The sequence below is a fragment of the Cupriavidus oxalaticus genome, assembly GCF_004768545.1.
In the GTDB taxonomy this organism is placed as follows: Bacteria; Pseudomonadota; Gammaproteobacteria; order Burkholderiales; family Burkholderiaceae; genus Cupriavidus; species Cupriavidus oxalaticus_A.
The window spans coordinates 328,608-345,511 of the sequence record NZ_CP038639.1 but is presented as its reverse complement, the minus strand read 5'-3'; the positions used below and the strand labels follow the sequence as shown (position 1 = coordinate 345,511).

Annotated in this window: 16 protein-coding genes and 2 pseudogenes; 14 read left to right on the top strand and 4 right to left on the bottom strand. The window is 61.7% G+C overall.

Translation table 11 applies throughout. The annotated features are described in order from the left end of the window. Window positions 1-382 precede the first annotated feature (382 nt). The 3 genes from E0W60_RS36235 (at window position 383) to E0W60_RS36225 (ending at window position 3,102) form a co-directional block, all read left to right on the top strand. A complete protein-coding gene (locus E0W60_RS36235; protein WP_135707664.1) occupies window positions 383-694 on the top strand; it encodes an H-NS family nucleoid-associated regulatory protein in 312 nt (103 codons plus the stop codon). Between the two features lie 79 nt (window positions 695-773). Continuing rightward, entirely contained in the window at window positions 774-1,067 is a 294-nt protein-coding gene (locus tag E0W60_RS36230) for a hypothetical protein (RefSeq protein ID WP_135707662.1), read from the top strand. A 464-nt stretch (window positions 1,068-1,531) separates the two neighbouring features. Next, a protein-coding gene (locus tag E0W60_RS36225; RefSeq protein WP_135707774.1) for an IS3 family transposase occupies window positions 1,532-3,102 on the top strand; the annotation gives its coding sequence in 2 pieces (ribosomal slippage) (window positions 1,532-1,961 and window positions 1,961-3,102; 1,572 coding nt in all). Window positions 3,103-3,114: 12 nt separating this feature from the next. Here E0W60_RS36225 and E0W60_RS37270 read toward each other — a convergent pair. Beyond that, complete coding sequence (locus E0W60_RS37270) at window positions 3,115-3,252, bottom strand: hypothetical protein (RefSeq protein ID WP_167884701.1); 138 nt, start codon at window positions 3,250-3,252, stop codon at window positions 3,115-3,117. Window positions 3,253-3,499: 247 nt separating this feature from the next. On the opposite strand from E0W60_RS37270, the gene E0W60_RS36220 reads away from it, so the two are divergent. Then, window positions 3,500-4,012 (top strand): fumarate hydratase, encoded by a 513-nt coding sequence (locus E0W60_RS36220; protein WP_240746148.1) that lies wholly within the window; start codon window positions 3,500-3,502, stop codon window positions 4,010-4,012. Window positions 4,013-4,591: 579 nt separating this feature from the next. Here the strand turns inward: E0W60_RS36220 and E0W60_RS37960 are convergent. After that, window positions 4,592-5,470, bottom strand: coding sequence for a hypothetical protein (locus E0W60_RS37960; RefSeq protein ID WP_240746147.1), 879 nt, complete (start codon window positions 5,468-5,470; stop codon window positions 4,592-4,594). Window positions 5,471-5,696: 226 nt separating this feature from the next. Then, a complete protein-coding gene (locus E0W60_RS36210; RefSeq protein WP_135707660.1) occupies window positions 5,697-6,071 on the bottom strand; it encodes a PHA-granule associated protein 4 in 375 nt (124 codons plus the stop codon). Between the two features lie 421 nt (window positions 6,072-6,492). On the opposite strand from E0W60_RS36210, the gene E0W60_RS36205 reads away from it, so the two are divergent. The 3 genes and pseudogenes from E0W60_RS36205 to E0W60_RS36195 form a co-directional block, all read left to right on the top strand. Continuing rightward, a complete protein-coding gene (locus E0W60_RS36205; RefSeq protein ID WP_135707659.1) occupies window positions 6,493-7,173 on the top strand; it encodes a metallophosphoesterase family protein in 681 nt (226 codons plus the stop codon). Window positions 7,174-8,056: 883 nt separating this feature from the next. Continuing rightward, window positions 8,057-10,042 carry a GSU2403 family nucleotidyltransferase fold protein gene (locus E0W60_RS36200; protein WP_135707657.1) on the top strand — a complete coding sequence of 662 codons (1,986 nt, stop codon included), beginning with the start codon at window positions 8,057-8,059 and terminating at the stop codon, window positions 10,040-10,042. 85 nt (window positions 10,043-10,127) lie between these two features. Continuing rightward, a pseudogene (locus E0W60_RS36195) lies at window positions 10,128-11,021 on the top strand (ATP-binding protein); the annotation flags it as partial. Between the two features lie 372 nt (window positions 11,022-11,393). Here the strand turns inward: E0W60_RS36195 and E0W60_RS36190 are convergent. Next, window positions 11,394-11,663: pseudogene (locus E0W60_RS36190) on the bottom strand (sigma factor-like helix-turn-helix DNA-binding protein); the annotation flags it as partial. A gap of 96 nt (window positions 11,664-11,759) precedes the next feature. On the opposite strand from E0W60_RS36190, the gene E0W60_RS36185 reads away from it, so the two are divergent. From E0W60_RS36185 to E0W60_RS36155, 7 genes are read left to right on the top strand one after another with little or no spacing between them, the layout of a single operon-like run. After that, window positions 11,760-11,903 carry a hypothetical protein gene (locus E0W60_RS36185; protein ID WP_167884691.1) on the top strand — a complete coding sequence of 48 codons (144 nt, stop codon included), beginning with the start codon at window positions 11,760-11,762 and terminating at the stop codon, window positions 11,901-11,903. Window positions 11,904-11,950: 47 nt separating this feature from the next. Next, the gene (locus tag E0W60_RS36180) at window positions 11,951-12,658 is read left to right on the top strand and encodes a hypothetical protein (protein ID WP_240746146.1); all 708 of its coding nucleotides are present in this window, start codon (window positions 11,951-11,953) and stop codon (window positions 12,656-12,658) included. Next, on the top strand, window positions 12,655-13,941 hold the full coding sequence (locus E0W60_RS36175) for a hypothetical protein (protein WP_135707653.1): 1,287 nt from the start codon (window positions 12,655-12,657) through the stop codon (window positions 13,939-13,941). The genes E0W60_RS36180 and E0W60_RS36175 overlap by 4 nt, the downstream gene beginning before the upstream one ends. A gap of 1 nt (window position 13,942) precedes the next feature. Beyond that, complete coding sequence (locus E0W60_RS36170) at window positions 13,943-14,668, top strand: FkbM family methyltransferase (RefSeq protein ID WP_135707651.1); 726 nt, start codon at window positions 13,943-13,945, stop codon at window positions 14,666-14,668. Between the two features lie 9 nt (window positions 14,669-14,677). Then, window positions 14,678-15,265: a hypothetical protein gene (locus tag E0W60_RS36165; protein ID WP_135707649.1), complete on the top strand. Its 588-nt coding sequence runs from the start codon at window positions 14,678-14,680 to the stop codon at window positions 15,263-15,265. Next, on the top strand, window positions 15,265-15,966 hold the full coding sequence (locus tag E0W60_RS36160) for a 2OG-Fe(II) oxygenase (RefSeq protein WP_135707647.1): 702 nt from the start codon (window positions 15,265-15,267) through the stop codon (window positions 15,964-15,966). Before E0W60_RS36165 ends, E0W60_RS36160 begins: the two co-directional genes overlap by 1 nt. After that, window positions 15,963-16,793, top strand: coding sequence for an aldo/keto reductase (locus tag E0W60_RS36155; protein WP_135707645.1), 831 nt, complete (start codon window positions 15,963-15,965; stop codon window positions 16,791-16,793). Before E0W60_RS36160 ends, E0W60_RS36155 begins: the two co-directional genes overlap by 4 nt. Window positions 16,794-16,904: the final 111 nt, after the last annotated feature.

The window sequence follows — 16,904 nt, the reverse complement described above, 5'->3', positions numbered from 1 at the left end:
GCGACCCCGAGGCTGCGCTTGCGGACCTGTCCGGCGAGCGTGGGGAGAGGCATGCGGGGACGTCGGCGGACGCGGCACGACGGTCTTAGCGTCCGTATCGAGCACCAGGTGGAGAGCTGATCCGACCAGCGAGCTAGCCAAGGCTGCGTTTGGCTTCCGCCATAGTGGATCTCTTGATGACCCGAGCACGCCGGCGCAGTAACCTAGCATGTTCTGTCGGTCGCTGTCCCACATTGACTCCTGGCCCTATTTTCAATGAATTCAGATGGCATTACCTCGGTGTTTTTCCACACACATAATCACAGAGTGAAAGTGTTTTGCGCTAAAGCTTGGTTAGCCTTAAACTATCTTCTCTCATCTCTCGACTGGAAAGGAAAATCGAATGGCATCCTATAAGGAACTCATGTCCCAGAAGCAGGCCCTCGAAGCCCAACTGGAAGAGGTACGCGCCAATGAAGTAGCGGGCGTCATCGAGAAGATTCAGACCCTGATGGCAGAGTATGGCTTGACGGTCGAAGACATTGCCAAGCGCCGTCGCGGCCGTCCAGCAGGCAGCCGTACAAGCAAGCCGAAGTCGGAACTGCCCCCTAAGTACCGCGACCCCAAAACCGGGAACACTTGGTCCGGCCGTGGTCGCCAACCGGCTTGGCTCGGTAAGAACCCCAAGAGATTCCTGATTGCAGAAGAAGCCTAAAAACCTCCGCTTCTGCACTCCAGAATGAAATTCGCCCCTGCCCGCAATGCAGGGGTTTCGTTTTTTTGAGAGCAGCACCATGTCCCTTGAAGCGATTCACGCCGAGATCATGCTTGCCCGGCCATACCTGATTCCTCGCGAACGCACAGAAAGAGGGATAAGGAATGGGTATTCTTACTGGCTGCAGGTTCCGCCCAGCAAGGAACTGCGAGTCATCCGTCTTTCGGAGGAGGGTGGCACCTATGAGCTCGTTCGTTCGGCCAGCGAGCGCAAGGCACGAGAGAGGGTACGGCAGCGTTTCACCGGCTCAGTAGTCGACCTCCTGGTCATCATTGACGAGCAAGTGGAAATCATCCGGAAAGACGAATGCTAGTCACTTTCCCCGCCTGATCAAAACGGTCAGGGACTGGATGCAATGATTCGCATCGAGCCGCCGGCTGTCGACCCCATGGACATGCGTGCCAGCACTGCGGGGATACTGAGGCGCTGGGTAGTTAGTCTTTGGCTCAATCTCAACGCGCAGCCGGCGATAACCGACATGGCCAAGAAGGCAGTCTTTTCCACCGACTCGTCACTGTAGCGGTATGGCTTTGACTTTGTCCGATGCAATCGGATCAGCGGCATTCGTCGCCAAGGACTCTTCGCGACAATAGAGCAAAACGTGAAGAGCGCTCAATATCGAGCGGCGTTACGCAATACGGCGCACGGCTTCAAGCATGGAATACCCTTGACTCGTCAAGCGAGGGTGGGCATTTGGGCTGCCGTGGCCATGCCCCCCCGCGGCAGAATAGATGTCGCCCCGATAGAATCCGAACTTGGGGGCGATAAGGGATGGCAGTGGCTCGATACGGACAAGACTTTAAGGACCGGGCGGTAGCACGGTTGTTACCGCCGGAGAGTGCGGCGGTGGAAGTGGTTTCAAGGGAATTGGGTGTGGCAGTGGCCACGCTGGAGCGCTGGCGTGCGGACGCTATGTCCATGCCCGCTCGCGAGCGGGCATGGACAGCGGCGGCCAAGTTCGAGGCGGTGCTGGCGACGGCTGCGATGGACGAGGCCAGCAAGAACGCCTGGTGCCGTGAGAACGGTGTGTATCCGCAGGAGTTGGAGCAGTGGCGCACTGCCGCCACGCAGGCGCTGGCTGAACCCGAGGATGCGCGCGCCACCCACCGTGAGACAAAGGCCGATCGGCGCCGCATCCAGGAACTCGAGCGCGAGCTGCGCCGCAAGGAGAAAGCCCTGGCCGAAGCCGCCGCCCTGTTGATACTCTCAAAAAAGCTAGAGGGGATCTTCCCGAAGGACAAGGACGAGGACGCATGATCGGCCTGGAAGATCGCCACACGATGGTCCGCCATATCGAAACCGCTCACGCAGGCGGTGCTCGCCTGCGCCTGGCCTGCGAGGTAGCTGGCATAACCGTGCGCACGCTGCAACGCTGGAAGGCCCACAATGGCCTGGTGGTCGGCGACCGCCGCCCCGGGGCCGAGCGGCCCACGCCCGCGCATGCGCTGAGCATCGAGGAACGCGAACGCATTCTGGCCGTTGCCAACGAGCCGCGCTTCGCCGACATGCCGCCGGCGCGCATCGTGCCCATGCTGGCCGATGAGGGCGTCTACCTGGCCAGCGAATCGAGTTTTGGTCGCGTGCTGCGCGCCCATGGGCAGACTCGGCATCGAGGACGCGCCAAGGCACCGCGCCAAAGCCGGCCACCTACCACGCACGTGGCCACGGGCCCGCGCCAACTGTGGTGCTGGGACATGACCTACCTGTCGGCTGAGGTCGCCGGGCGCTGGTTTTATCTGTACCTGATCCTGGACGTGTACAGCCGCAAGATCGTGGGCTTCGAAGTCCATGATCGGGACGACGCCGACCACGCGGCGCATCTCGTCAAGCGTACGGCGCTGGCCGAGGGTATTCACGCCATGGCGGCCAAGCCGGTGCTGCACGGCGACAATGGTGCCACGCTCAAGGCCACCACGGTGCTGGCGATGTTGCACTGGCTGGGCGTCAAGCCCTCGTATTCGCGTCCGCGCGTGAGCGACGATAACGCGTTTGTTGAAAGCCTCTTCCGCACGGCCAAGTACCGGCCGGAGTTCCCGTCCAAGGGCTTTGCCGATCTGGCCGCGGCGCGCGCCTGGGCGGCGCACTTCGTCCACTGGTACAACCATGAGCACCGGCACAGCGGCATCCGCTACGTGAGCCCGGCGCAGCGCCACGCCGGACAAGACGACAAGATTCTCGCCGCGCGCCACGCGCTGTATGTTCAGGCCCGTGAGCACAATCCGCGTCGCTGGTCATGCAACACTCGAGACTGGTCGCCAATCGAAACGGTCACGCTCAATCCGGAGCGCGAGATTGCCGTGCCCTCCGGTATCAAGCCAGGCGCCGAAAACCAGCGTTTGGCTGCATGAATGAGGCGACATCTACCTTGACGCGCGCCGATGCTCCATCGTCACCAGTTTGTGGACCAGCAAGCCGTCTAACTGTTCAGGTTCGAGATCGTCGATGTCTTGCGCATCGCCAAGCAGTAGCAGCGCGGCAATTTCATGCGGACTGAGCATGTCAGGCTCCTTGTCGGGGGGACGGAAAAGGAACTACGACTGCTGGTTCGTGGACGGAGTTCCACGCAGGATGACAGGAACAACACAGAGAGAACTCGGTGCGAGGACGCGCTGAGTATGCGCACACCGAGCATTGACACTAAACGCTCTTGTCCCCGGAATCAAGCGCTACGTGTGCTGCAATGCAGCGGAGCGAAGCTGAAACACATCGGATCGTTGGTTGAGATTTCGGCCCTTTGGTAACCCCATGGTGAGCCCACGGATCACTGCAGATCGCGACAAGGTTATACTCCGCGCTCCAACGAATAACGAAAAATCAACATGGCCGCAGACGAGCGCGGTTACCAAAAGGAAGCCTGTCGCAAAGAAGTTGACGGCACCGACGAAGAAGGCGAGCGTGCTTGCACGTGAAGCCCAGGCAGCGAAAAAGCGCTTGCTGAAACTGCGCGCCGACACGAAGAAGGCCATTGAAGCTGCAAAGCGTGAGGTCGCGAAAGCAACTGAAGCCGCAAAGTCCGCAGCGCGTTTTGAGAAGCAAGCCGCAAAGGACAAGCTCGCGGCGAAAAAAGCGAAGGCTGTAGGCGTCAAGAAGGCTTCCGGCAAAGCTGCCGCCACGAAGGTCGCCTCGAAAAAGGCTGCTGGTAGCAAAGCCGCCGCGACTGTGGTGTCGAAGAAGGCTGCGGTGAAGTCCGCAACGACGAAGCGAGCCCCGGCGAAAAAGGTGGCACAGACCGTCGTGACACCCGAAGCTTCGGCGTGAACTTTCGCCTCAACTGAGTTGGCCTTCGGCAACCGGTCGATTGAGGCAGGATGGGCGCTCACCGGCGCCCCGTTTTGATCGCCCCGGCCAGGCCGCACAGAGCGCGCGGTGGCAAGCAGCAACGTGCCGCGCCATGAGGTCAACTCCGCATGCCGAGCGCTAGACCTCATGCCCATGATATCGGTCTGCGACTGTGCGTACCCATTTCTGCGAACAGTGAAGAGGGGCGTCTCCTGATGTGGGCCTTCGTGCCGCTGCGCGACGCGTGGAGCAGGCCATGCATCAGTTCAGAGATTCTCTATTCCTTTTTGCGTTGCGAGGTTTGGCAAGCGACCCAAGCACTGTCTCGTTGAGCAAAAATGACCGACCGGTCGGTTGGCGCGCCAACATGATTACTGGTGGCGGGAGCCACATCAGCGTAATCATGTGACAACACGTGTTGGCTGCGCAGGCGCTTGAAATTGCCAATCACCGCCGCCCCCAGGACACGGATGTCAACGCCGCGCGCGCGCTCTTCCGCGAGGTGGAGAGCATTTTTTGTGCCCTGCGAGTGCGTGCAAACGCGAAAAGCCCGAGACGTTACCGCGTACGGATGTAGGCCTCGAAGAGGCCCGCGTGCAGGCCGTGTAAGTCCTTTCGCCGTTCCAGCAAATCATGCTGGCGGCCCTGGCGCTCAAGGGTCAACAGATCCAGCATGATCCGCAATCCCTGTTCGGGTAATGTGCCCGTCGAGGGCTCGGACGCGCGTAAGAGGGCAGCAAGTCCGGGTTTTTCCGCCAAGGACCAGGCGGGGAACCACGCAAGATCATCGATGATGCCCTCGCCGTCGAAATTCGCATCGAACCGCCGGCGCAGCGCCAGCAATGACGAATCCCCGAGCGTTTGTATGAGCGCGCCGAGCCTCTTCGGGGATAGCCAGGCAAGCTCGGCCAAGAGTGGCCATGCCGGGTCAAGCCCCTGGAGTCGGTAGACCGTCTCGGCCATCCAGGCGAGGGGAGTTGGAATTCGTCGCCATGACCCAATTCGCTTGATGCTGTCGCACGCCGCAGTCCATTCCGCAGCGCGCATCCATAGGGGTGCCGAATGCCATTCGGGCATCTCCCGGTGAAACGGCAATTGAGAGGCGGCCCGGGCAACGGCACGCCACAGCGGTAGGCACCAAGCCATGCCCGCTGCGTCGCCGAATGCTCCGCGCGCTGCCGACATGCTCGGCAGACCCCACGCTTCGCAGGTGTCGCGCAGCGCCGTGTGAGTCGCGAAGTGTTCGGGGACGGGAGCCTCCAGCACACAGACAAGTGTCTCCAAGGTCGGCACCAGTGCGTCGTCTGGATATTCCGCGACCAGGCGCTGCAGTGCTTCACGCCCGGCGGCGGCATTGCGTTGCTCAAGCGCTGTGAGCACGTCGTTGCGAAGCATGACATCGCGGCTATCTTCAAAAAGATCGAGCTGATTCGTCACGGCGTTCCCGTTGGTAGTCAGATTGCGCCCCTGCAGGACCGGCCCGACATCGCCGGGCACAACAAGTCTTCAGGGATGGTAGCGGCTGCCACGACGACGGGCAATCCGCAACCGGCCAACCAGATCTCTGCGAGATAAACGCTACCCGAGCGCGGCCAGGCAAACCAAGGCGCGACGCGCGGCGCTGATTCTGTTTTGGACTTCAGGAGGGCTGCATGGCAGTACGTTACTCCGTCCATACAGCATCGACATCCCTCGTGAGATGTCCAGCGAGGATGTAGTCGCCGAGCTTCTCCGCTTTTCCCTCCAGACGCTCCAAGTCAGCCGCTGGTAGCATGCTGAGCTCAAATTGGCAGTAAAGATTGCGCTGACGGAACGTCAACTTTGGGAGACTCAGTCCGGCAACGAGTGCAGCGGGCGAGCTGACGGCAATACTCTCATGGCCGCGATACTGGACACGTATGCCAAGCTTTTCGCCCAGCCTACCCAGCTCAATCGCATCCTGCCATCCTGATTCATAGTCCAACTCCACGACCGTGACGCCCTCTGTTTTTAGGAGCTTTAGTGCTTTGTCTTTGGTCGCAGCCAGAGCTGTCGCCATTGCCGCCTCCCCTGATCGTAGGACCTGTGGCGATTCGCGCGCTTCTACGGCCCAGATTCATATTGCATAGCAACATTGTAAGCGGGGAACGGTCTACTTCGTTAGGTCTTGTCGTCCCGCGTACCGCTTTGACTTAAGAACCCATACTGGTGGATGAAGTAACCTTGCGCGGGCGCAGTCGCGGTTACGCATTCGACAGACTGGTGATCAGGTAGATTGGCGATCATTCAGAGATAATCGGGTGACAGCGGACTGCCACTTTGCAAACGGAGCGCGCCCGATAGGTCATGCACAGTTGCACGAGATCATACGGGGCGCGTTTACCAAGACCGTGGCCGAGACGCATGGCGCGCCTACACCCGCCGGCCGTTCAGGTTCACCGCCGTCGATGCCATCGAACCAAGTCACCTATCCGAGACCGATGTCTGAAGGCCACGTATTCATTTGCGGCGACCCCCATGGCGAGTTCGGCCCGCTGATCGAAAGCGTCCATCGTCACCGCCCCGAGGCGGTGGTGCTCGCTGGCGACATTCAGGCCAGGCGTCCACTGGATGAAGAACTCGCCAGCATCCTTCCCCTGACGAAGGTGTGGTGGATTCCTGGCAATCACGACACCGACAGCGATGCCGACTACGACAACCTGTTCGGCTCGGGCCTGGCCGACCGGAACCTGGATGGGCGGGTGGTCACGATTGCAGGCCTTCGGATTGCCGGGTTGGGAGGGATTTTTCGCGGCCAGGTCTGGATGCCGCCCGAACCATCGCGCGTAGAGAGCGCCACTGACTATCTGGCCAAATGTGGGAAGGGGAATTACTGGCGGGGTGGTCTGCCGCGGCGCCATCGCAGCACGATCTTCCCGCAGACCTACAACGCGCTACTGAGTCAGCATGCGGATGTCCTGGTCAGCCACGAGGCCCCGGCTTGTCACCCACACGGGTTCGAGGCGATTGACACGCTCATCGAAGCGATGGGCGTGCAACGCGCTTTCCACGGCCATCACCATGAATCCTCGGCTTATCCGAACACAGGAGCGTGCCGCATCTTCGGTCTCGGTGCGTGCGTGGTAGCCACGATCGAGGGAGAGTTCTTGCCTGCGTCCTGACTTGTCCGGATCAAGACGAAGGAGGCTAGACCGGGGGTAGCAACTCACTGGCAATTCTATTATGCGCCAGCGGGCAGGGCAAACGACTCGCGATCTTTCGGATTGTGCAACCAGGTCAGACCGCCCGCAGGTCGACATGACACCGCCAGGTCCGGTGCTCGACCGCGCCGCGGCGGCTGCCGTCGGCAAGTTGGACGCGCCGCTTGCCAAATAGTGAGCGCGACCAAAAAAAACAGCCCTCGCTCCGATGGAGGAGAGCCGCAGAACGTCCAAGAAGAAATCGGGTAACACCTTGCGGCGCCGCCCACATCAGTATCCGCCAGGTTGCCGTTGACGGCAATCCAGCCTGCGCCGCGCAGTCCAGCTGTTCTCGAAAAAAGAACCCGCGCTCATCAGGGGACGGGCGCGGGTGGTAGCAGGACCTACCGGAGCAGGATACGGCGATATAAACATTGCGCAACACAGGATTAGGAGCCATTTTTCCCGGCAGTTCTTTTGCCAGCGAAAAAATTGTCATGCAGCGAGCAGACAATTGAACGAGGGATGGAGCCGCCTCGACCTTGCAGGGCCGCCGCGCTTCGAGGCTGTTTGAGTGATCGGCGCTGCGCCTTGAGTCGGATGCACTGGCTCGCCGGAGAATTCGCAAGCGCTGCGGACGTTGAACGCGAGGGTAGGGCGTTGAAAGCGGGACGCAAGAGGTGAACTATTCATGCACACCCGCGGAGTTGAACCGCGAACCGTTATGTGTCGTAATCGCTACATAATTACTTGTGCGTCCGCCCTGATGGATCGGTAGTAGTATCTTTTTGCTATTTCCGCCGTCTGATTGCCGATGCGCAGTCCCGGCCTCAGACCATAGGTGAGGTGAATCTGAATAGCCGAGATGATTAACTATTACAACACTCTCGGCGTTTCGCCTGGTGCGACAGAGGCGGAGATCCGAGTGGCCTACAGGCGGCTCGCAATGAAATTTCATCCCGACCGACAGCATGGCAAGTCTGAACGGGAAAAGAAGCAAGCCGAGGAGAAATTCAAGGAAATTGAGGAGGCTAACCGCATCCTTGGCGACGCCCAGAAGCGCGCGCAGTACGACCCTAACCAGAGCAATGGCTCGACTCGCAGCGGGCACCCCTGGTGGTCCGGGGCGGACGAAGACGACTCTAACTTCGAAGACTTCTTTCGCCAGCAATTTCACCAGAGCCGCCATCGGCGCCGCCAATCCAAGCCGGCGCCTGTAAGAGGCGAGGACATCCGCTGCAAGGCGACAATCGACGCTGACACGGCGCTCCGTGGTGGCAAGACAACTGTCGAGGTCAAAGTTGAAGACACGTGCCCGTCTTGCCGGGGCTCCGGTGAAGCGTACGCTCCCGAAGCGTGTGAGAAATGCGACGGCGACGGGTGGCATCCTTCAGCGGATGGTTGGCGGCGGCGTACTTGTAGCAAATGCAAGGGGTCGGGGGTCGATTGGCGCTGCAGAGCGTGCAAAGGGAAGGGTGCATTCAAACAGACCAAGCGCTTCAATATCCAAGTGCCGGCGAATACCCCGGCCGGTCGCGTGCTTCGTGCAGTCGGTGGCGGCATGCCAGGGGAGTTCGGTGGCGCGGCCGGGGACCTACTCTGCGAAATCCGGGTGGCGAAGTCCGGGTCTACGTACCTGAAGGGTCTCGACGTCCACTGCGAGGTCAAGATCGATTGCATCACGGCGTGGCTCGGAGGGAAGACCACCATCGAGATCGTGGGGCGAACCTTCGAGGTAGAGGTCCCGCCGAATACGGGCAACGGCAAGTCTTTGCGTTTTGCAGGCAAAGGCCTACGTGACGCCAAGACTGGCCAGGTGGGAGACGCCATCGCGAAAGTGCTCTTGACCTTGCCGAAGGGGCCGTTCGCGGAAGAGCAACTCGACCACCTACGCCGGTTTGCCGGACGCGAACCAGCAATCAAGCCGCGGCCGGCCGCGCCTGCAAAGCAGGCGGCAACACAAGAGCGTCCTGCGGAGCCCGATCGCTCACCTGAACGGACCCGCGAAGCGGCTCACGACTTTGCGCGTGCGAAGAAGGCCCCAGAGCCAGCGACCTCCGCATATGGACCTAGCAAGTTCCAATGCGGCGGCTTCGAAGTTCGCCATCTGGAAAGCCTGGAGTTGGAGCAGCAGGGCGTGGCACGTCAGCGCTTTGCAGAATGGGAGGCCGCCTGCCGCGCTGCGGCGTCGCGGGAAACCCGCCCAGGCAGCGTCGCGGCCAAGCGGTTGGCTTCCGTATCCGCGCCGGGGAATGCCCCACAGATGCTGGTTCAGTTGTTGGAGGCGTTTCGCGGCGCGGGCTTCGCGGAGACGATCTCGGTCATCGGGAACTATGCGATCCTTGCCTATGCGTCCGCCGCAGGCTGCAGCATCGAGGATGCCGTCAGACTCGGGCTCTACAACAAGCGCGTGCAGTTCGTCACGGCGAAGCCCATCGCAGAGTCAGTCATCCTGCGCGCCCTCCAGGCCGTGGATCCGACCTTCATACTCGCCCCCAGGATGGGTGCCTGCGTGCGCGGGCGAAACGAAGTCGGATTTGTGGTCGACATCGTCGGCGCAGTGAAAGCGAGCACGTCGGAAGCGACGCTGTCGACCACGATTGCGGATGACAGCGGGGCGGCCATGTCCTATGGGATAGCCAAGCTACTGCGTGGCGGTCGGGTCAGCACAATCGTCTTTACCAATACGGGCGTCATGGAGCGCCTGACCGCGATCTCCCCTGAGTCCTTCTACGCATTCAAGGGTTGGATTGCCAACCAGCCAGGGGTGCCAGAGGAAAAGCGGAAGTTCTGCCAGAACTTGATGATTCTGGCGGCCAAGCTCGGCGACGGACTCGTGCTTAGTCGCTGAGTTCGGCAGTCGTTTGCAGCTCGGCCTTTGAGTATCGTCAAGTAAAATAAGGCACTCCCACGCCAAAGTTCCCACTTACCCTGGTATGAGTTCCTCCTCCTCTCTCGAAACGCTTGCGAGCCTGGTTCGCGAACTCTGTAAGTTGCCAGCCGAAACCGAATGGTTGGAATTCAAACGCAACCGCGTAGATCAAGAGCAGATCGGCGAGTACATCTCAGCGTTGTCTAACTCCGCGGCGCTCTGCGATCGGGCGCACGGATATCTGGTATGGGGCATCGACGACGCAACCCATGAGGTCGTCGGCACGACGTTCGATCCATCCGCAGCGAAGATTGGCAATGAGGAACTGGAAAACTGGCTGCTACGGCTGCTCAGTCCGAAGATCAACTTCTCGTTCAGTACTGTCGAACTGGATGGTCTGCGCGTCGTTGTGCTCGAAGTTGGCCGAGCCTATAGGCATCCGGTCCAGTTCATGCACAACGAGTTCATCAGAATCGGATCTCTGAAGAAGAAGCTCAAAGAGTTCCCCGAAAAAGAGCGGGAGCTCTGGCGCATCTTCGATGAGACGCCCTTCGAAGCGATGGTCGCCCGTAAGGATGTACGGGAAGAAGAGGTGGTAACGCTTCTCGACTATCCGGCGTACTTCGACCTAGCCGGCATTCCGCTACCCGAGAATCGGGCTCAGATCCTAGAGCGCCTGGCCGCCGAAAGCTTGATCCGGCGCAACGGCAGTGGTGCATGGGACATCACCAACTTGGGCGCGATTCTCTTCGCGAAACGGCTCGACGATTTTGGGCCGCTGCGGCGCAAAGCGGTCCGTGTGATTGCCTACGAAGGCGGAAACCGGATCAGCACGTTGAAGGAACAAGTTGGAGCACGTGGCTATGCGGCAGGTTTCGAGGGGTTGATCGGGTACATCAATGCTCTGCTTCCCTCCAACGAAGTCATTGGCAAGGCGATCCGCAAAGATGTGCCGTTGGTTTGCACAATTTTGTTCCTGCTGGTCGCCCGCCAGCTGGCCGTTTCCGAGGCACCGGGAACAATTTTATGCAAAGAAACTTTGCAGAATATTGTTCCTCCAGGCGACGTTTTGCGTAATTTTGTTCCTTTTCCCAACGGATCGGTCAGTCGCTGCCTGGCCCGCTGCGGCTGGCGAAGCCGCGGACGCGCGCCGTCAGGGGCCCCGTGCGTGCCCCGCGCGCTCACGGTGCCAAGCCGGCGGCACGCCGGTGAGGCTGGAAGGGCGGCCGTCACGGGTCAGGCCTCCTTCCCGCGACGCTCTTTGGTCTGGCCCATGGGGCCAGGAACAAAATTCTGCAAAAACCGGGAACAAGTTTGTGCAAACCGACGGATGCAGATAGGGGAAGTCCGGCGTCACCCGCCCGCCCGGGCTGTTGGCCGGCTTCTGCGCGCCGAACAGCCGCTGCTCCAGCGTATCTTCGTTCAGGCTGTCCGCCTGCGGCCAATCCAGCCCCGCTGCCTTCGCCATTGCCGCGTACTGCGAAACGGCGCCAACACTCACACCAGTCGCCCTAGCGATCTGCCGGTGCGAAAGGCCACACGCCCACTTCAGGCGAAGCACTTCCTTGATTTTGCGCATGGTCATCCGGTTGGCCGGCATCAGCTTGCTTCCTTGAAAAAAGGAAGCAGCGTATCGCCGGCGTTCTAGTCCATGCGCAGTTCCACCCCTAACCCTTGCTCGGCCCCATTACGGTGCGTGATCACCCATTTCGGCTGCTTGATCACCCATTTCGGCAACGTGATCACTCGTTTCGAGAACGTGATCACCGATTTCGGCGGCGTCGCCGAAGTGATCACGTTCCGCCGAAACCAGCGATCAGCTTCCGCCCGAAACAGGTGATCACGTTCCCCCGAAATCGCTGATCACGCGCCCCGAAATACGCACGCTTGGCGGCCGAACTGACCAGTGCGGCCCGCTTCGACGCAGAGATCCTCCGAGTGGCGTCAGGTACGGAGATGAGTCCTGGAGGCGGTACTGAGCAAAGCCCAGGCGGCACCGAGATGAGTCCCGGTGCGCTGCGGCTCGCCGAAGGACTCGCCCGCTCAATACGCAATGCCCAGCGTCTGAGTCAGCTCCTGGCGCGCGCCGAGGACGGGACCGAGATGAGCCCGGGCGTCACCGCCACGGAGATGAGCCCTGGCGCCACGGCGACGGAAATGAGCCCCGGCGCTCGGCTGTCCGAGCAGCTGGCTGCGGAGATCAATGTCGCGGCGCGCTTCTCCAATGCCGTTCTGAAGGTAGCGTCAGAGGGTACGGAGATGAGTCCCGGCGGGACTGAACAGAGCCCGGGCGGCGGCACTGAGATGAGCCCAGGCGCCCTGAACTGGGCTGAGTCGCTCGCCGCCTCGTTGCGCCGTGCCCAGCTTTTCCTGGGCGACTTCCGGGTCGCTGAGGGAACGGAAATGAGCCCGGGCGGCGGCACGGAAGTAAGCCCCGGGGGCGGGACTGAGGTCAGTCCGGGTACAAGCTTCGGCGGCACCTGGGGGGTGCAACTGGCCCCCTTCGTGATGACCTCCCTTGGCGCGCTGGTCCAGTACGCCGTCGCCGTGAGGCGACAGGGAGCCCTGGCTGCCAGCGGTCTAGAGGCCGAATGAACTTCGCAGCCGCCGCTCTCGCAGGGCCTGCCGCTGCACTCGACGTCGTTGCCGGCGAATCGCGGCGGCGCCTGGCGCTGGAGTTGGTCCGCCGCGACAGGACGCGGGAGGCCGCAGCGCTTTGTCTGGCAATCCTGAACGAAGAGCCTGACGGCCGACAGTGGCTCGCAGAGGAAGTCGTTGCGGCCATGGAGCAGGCAGCCCTCGGCTTTGCCGGCGACTTGGCGGCGATTCTGACTGGTATCGAGCGGGGTAGCGCGTGGCACCCGGCATGGATAGATGGCCGTACACGCCCGATCGCTGACGCTCGCCTGTCGGTGGGCAAGCTGCGCCACGACCTCGACCAATGCGAGCATTTGCGCCGCCGCGGCGTCGATGTGCCACTGGATGAGATCATCGCGGAATACAAGGCTGCCCTGGCCAGGCTGTCCGGTTCGGGGGGCGCGCGGACTCCACTCACGGACCAAGACGAGCAGAGCGTAGGGCGGGCTTTCGGACGGCTAGTCCATGTCGCCGAAGCGCCGCGCGTTACCCCCCGTGCGCTCTCGCCAACGTGGGATCGATGGCGGGTCCAGCGTCACTACCTGGAGCGCCGCCCAAGCGTGGTAGTTATCGATGATTTCCTGACCCCTGAGGCGCTAAAAAGCCTGCTTCACTTCTGCCAGGACTCCACGATCTGGGCCGGCAACCGCTATGCCCACGGCCGGCTGAGTACGCTCTTCTTCACCGGATTCAATGCGCCCCTGGTGTTGCAGATTGCCGAGGAGATTCGCGACGCCTTCCCGTTGATCATCGGCGAGCGCCATCCTTTGCGGCAGCTCTGGGCATTCAAAAACACGGAGGTCCTGCCAGGTGGATCCACGATCCACGCCGATTTTGCGGCAATCAACGTCAACTTCTGGATCACGCCGGACGAGGCCAACCTCGAAACAGATTCGGGGGGCATGGTTGTGTACGACCTGGAGGCGCCAATCTCCTGGACCTTCCGCGAGTACAACGAGCGGCCGGACCTGATCCGTGAACTGATGACGCGACATCAGCCCCGGGCCATCCGCATCCCGTACCGTCAGAACCGCGCGATCATCTTCAACTCCGACCTTTTCCACGGCACCGAGGCGGTCTGCTTTCGGCCGGACTACCTGAGCCACCGGATCAATGTGACGATGCTATATGGCGATCGTCGGCTGGACGAGCATCACGCCGAGCCGGAGCTTGCGCCGGAAGCACCAGTTAGCGTTTGCGCCGCTTGGCGTTCGGCTGCCCTTGCGCGAAGGAGGCACTGACATGACAGACGTGCGGAATGGGATGCTGAGCTACTCATATCAAGGCCAGGACCTCTTCGTGGTTGACGCGTTGGGCGGTCAAGTTGGTGGCTACTTCCTGGATTCCGGTGCTTCCAATGGGCGCAAGGGCAGCAACACTTGGCTTCTTGAGAGCGAATACGGGTGGAGTGGTGTCTGTGTGGAGCCCAACGCGGAGGCCTTCCAGCAGCTGAGAGCAAATCGCGCCTGCATTTGTCTGGACTGCTGCCTCTACGACCGGGACGGGTCCGTCGATTTCCTAGAAGCGGCGGGTGTCTACGGTGGGATCATTCAAGAGTACGATCCACGGCACCTCTCGTTCACGCGGCGGGTGCTGGGTGAGCGTTGGCCAGCCGGGGCGCTGGCGCCGACCGTAAGCAAGGCGGCCCGCACAATTTGGTCGGTGCTGCAACGCGCGGGCGCGCCTAGGACTATCGACTACTGGAGCTTGGACACGGAAGGCTCTGAGCTTGCCCTTCTAAAGAGCTTCCCATTCGACAAATACCGGCTGCGGGTGCTGACCGTAGAACACAACAATGGCCCGATCCGCGAGCAGATCCGCCAATTCCTGGAGAGCCGCGGCTATGTGAGGGCGAGGGACTTGGGCATCGACGACGGCTATGTCCTCGCGGATGATGTGAGGGGGAAATCCATGGGCCAGGCCTGGCGCAGCGCGGTCTGGCGCGGCCGCAGCGGGCCGAAGCGCTAGGAGGGACGCATGGTTCCGGAACTCGCCCAGCGCAGGCTCGTCATCGTTCCGCAACTCATCGACGAACGGATGGCGCGGACGCTCTACTATGTTTTGTTGCTGCGGCACTGGCGGGGCGAGGCCAAACGCGACCGCCAGGCGCCGGGGGCCGACAGCCATTGGGGCGACTCCACCCTGGATGCCATGCTGCTTGGCTTGAAGCCTGGAATCGAACAGGCCAGTGGCTGTCAGCTTCTGCCCACCTATGCCTACGCCCGGCTCTACTTCCATGGGGACGAGCTAGCGCGTCATCGCGACAGGGCCTCTTGCCAGGTCGCTGCAACGATTCATCTAGGCTGCAGCGGTGGTCAGACGCCGCCGATTTGGTTCGAGCCCGACGTTGCCATCACCCAGCGGCCCGGCGATGCGGTGATCTATCTCGGCGACAGCATCGACCACTGGCGCGAGCCGTTTCGCGGCGGGGACTTCGGTCAGCTGTTCCTGAACTACGTTTTCGCCGACGGGGCGCGGGCCAATCTTATCCACGACGGGCGCCGTAACGCGTTCCCGCCATCTCTCTCCCCCAGCCCGATGCCCGGCATACTGGATCGCGTCTGATGAGCTCTATCGCCCTGCACCAAGATGGACTGCTAGTTTCCGACGGCGTTCTAGGCCCAAAAGCCTTCGGCGCCCTGCGCGACCATGTCGCCCTGAGTCAATACCGCGGGGTGCACGGGCAAAAGTGGGATCGGGTGTGGCGGCTCTGGGACGGCAATCCCCAGCGCGGGGAGTCCGTATACTACGACCCCGACGGCCGCTTCGACTGGAAGGGCGCTACCTATCCAACTGGCACAGCCGTCGACCACTTGATCGACGCGGTCAGGACCCTTTCAGCGCTGCACCCTGAAGTGGCAGGCGCCGAGTGCATCGATTGGGCCGGGATCTACCTCTGCCCCTGGCTCTACCCAGTCGGAAGCGCACTATCGCTGCACCAAGATGCGGCCAAGTACACCGGCTCTTTTACGTTCTTCGTGCATTCACGCTGGCGGCTGCATTGGGGCGGCGAGCTCTTCGTCTATCCTCCTGCCGATCCTGCGCGGCTGGAATCCTCGCCAGCGCGTGGAAGCGACCACGCCTGGATTTCGGACGACGGTCCAGACGAAGCCATGATCTCCGACGTCGCGGTCGCCATTTCGCCCAGCCCCAACCGGCTAGTGCTGCTGGGCGAGGACCGCCCGCACCGCGTGGCCAGGGTCGACCAGAACGCTGGCGCCCACGTGCGCGCCAGCATTGCTGGCTTCTTCCTACGCGCGCCGTGACGGACGAACAGCCGATCCTGCCGCTCGCCGATGGGACACTGCTGCCCCAGCTTGGGCTGGGCCTTTGGCGCACACCTGACGAAGAGGCGACTGGGCTTGTGCGGAGGGCAATCGAGGCCGGCTATCGGCTGTTCGACACCGCTGCGGCTTACGGCAACGAGCGGGGTGTAGGCGAGGGGGTCCGCGCGGCCGGTGCTGAATCAGAGGTCTTCGTCACAACGAAGCTCTGGAATGAGGACCAAGGCTATGATCGCACCCTGCGCGCCTTCGATGAGAGCCTGCGGCGCCTGGGACTGCCCGCGATCGATCTCTACCTGATCCACTGGCCAGCACCTTCCCGAGGCTTATATGTGGAAAGCTGGCGCGCACTGATCCGGCTTAAGGAGGAGGGCCGTGCGCGCTCAATCGGCGTGTCGAACTTCGGTCCCGAACATCTGGCACGGATTACCCGCGAGACTGGCGAAATCCCCGTGGTGAATCAGATCGAGCTGCATCCGCGATTTCAGCAACTTGCGCTTCGTGCCATTAACGCTCGTCTCGGCGTGCGGACCCAATCGTGGAGCCCGTTGGGTCAGGGCCGGCTCTTGCACGACCTCGCCGTCAGCAGGATCGCTGCCCGTTATGGCAAGACGCCGGCCCAGGTCATCATCCGCTGGCATCTGGACAATGGGCTAATTGTCATCCCGAAGTCAGCGAACCCAGAACGGATCCGCGAGAACATCGGCGTCTTCGACTTCCGCTTGACGCCGGAAGACCAGGCCCAGATCGCGTCCCTGGACCGCCCAGATGGCCGAATTGGGCCCGATCCCACGGCGACCACCTTCTGACTTCTCTGGCGCAGTTCAGCACAGCCGCCAACCTGCGCTAGTTATGTCCGCAACATTCCAACCATGCAAGTGAATCTGGAGGACCGTCAGCCTTTAGAGCAGTCACAAGAC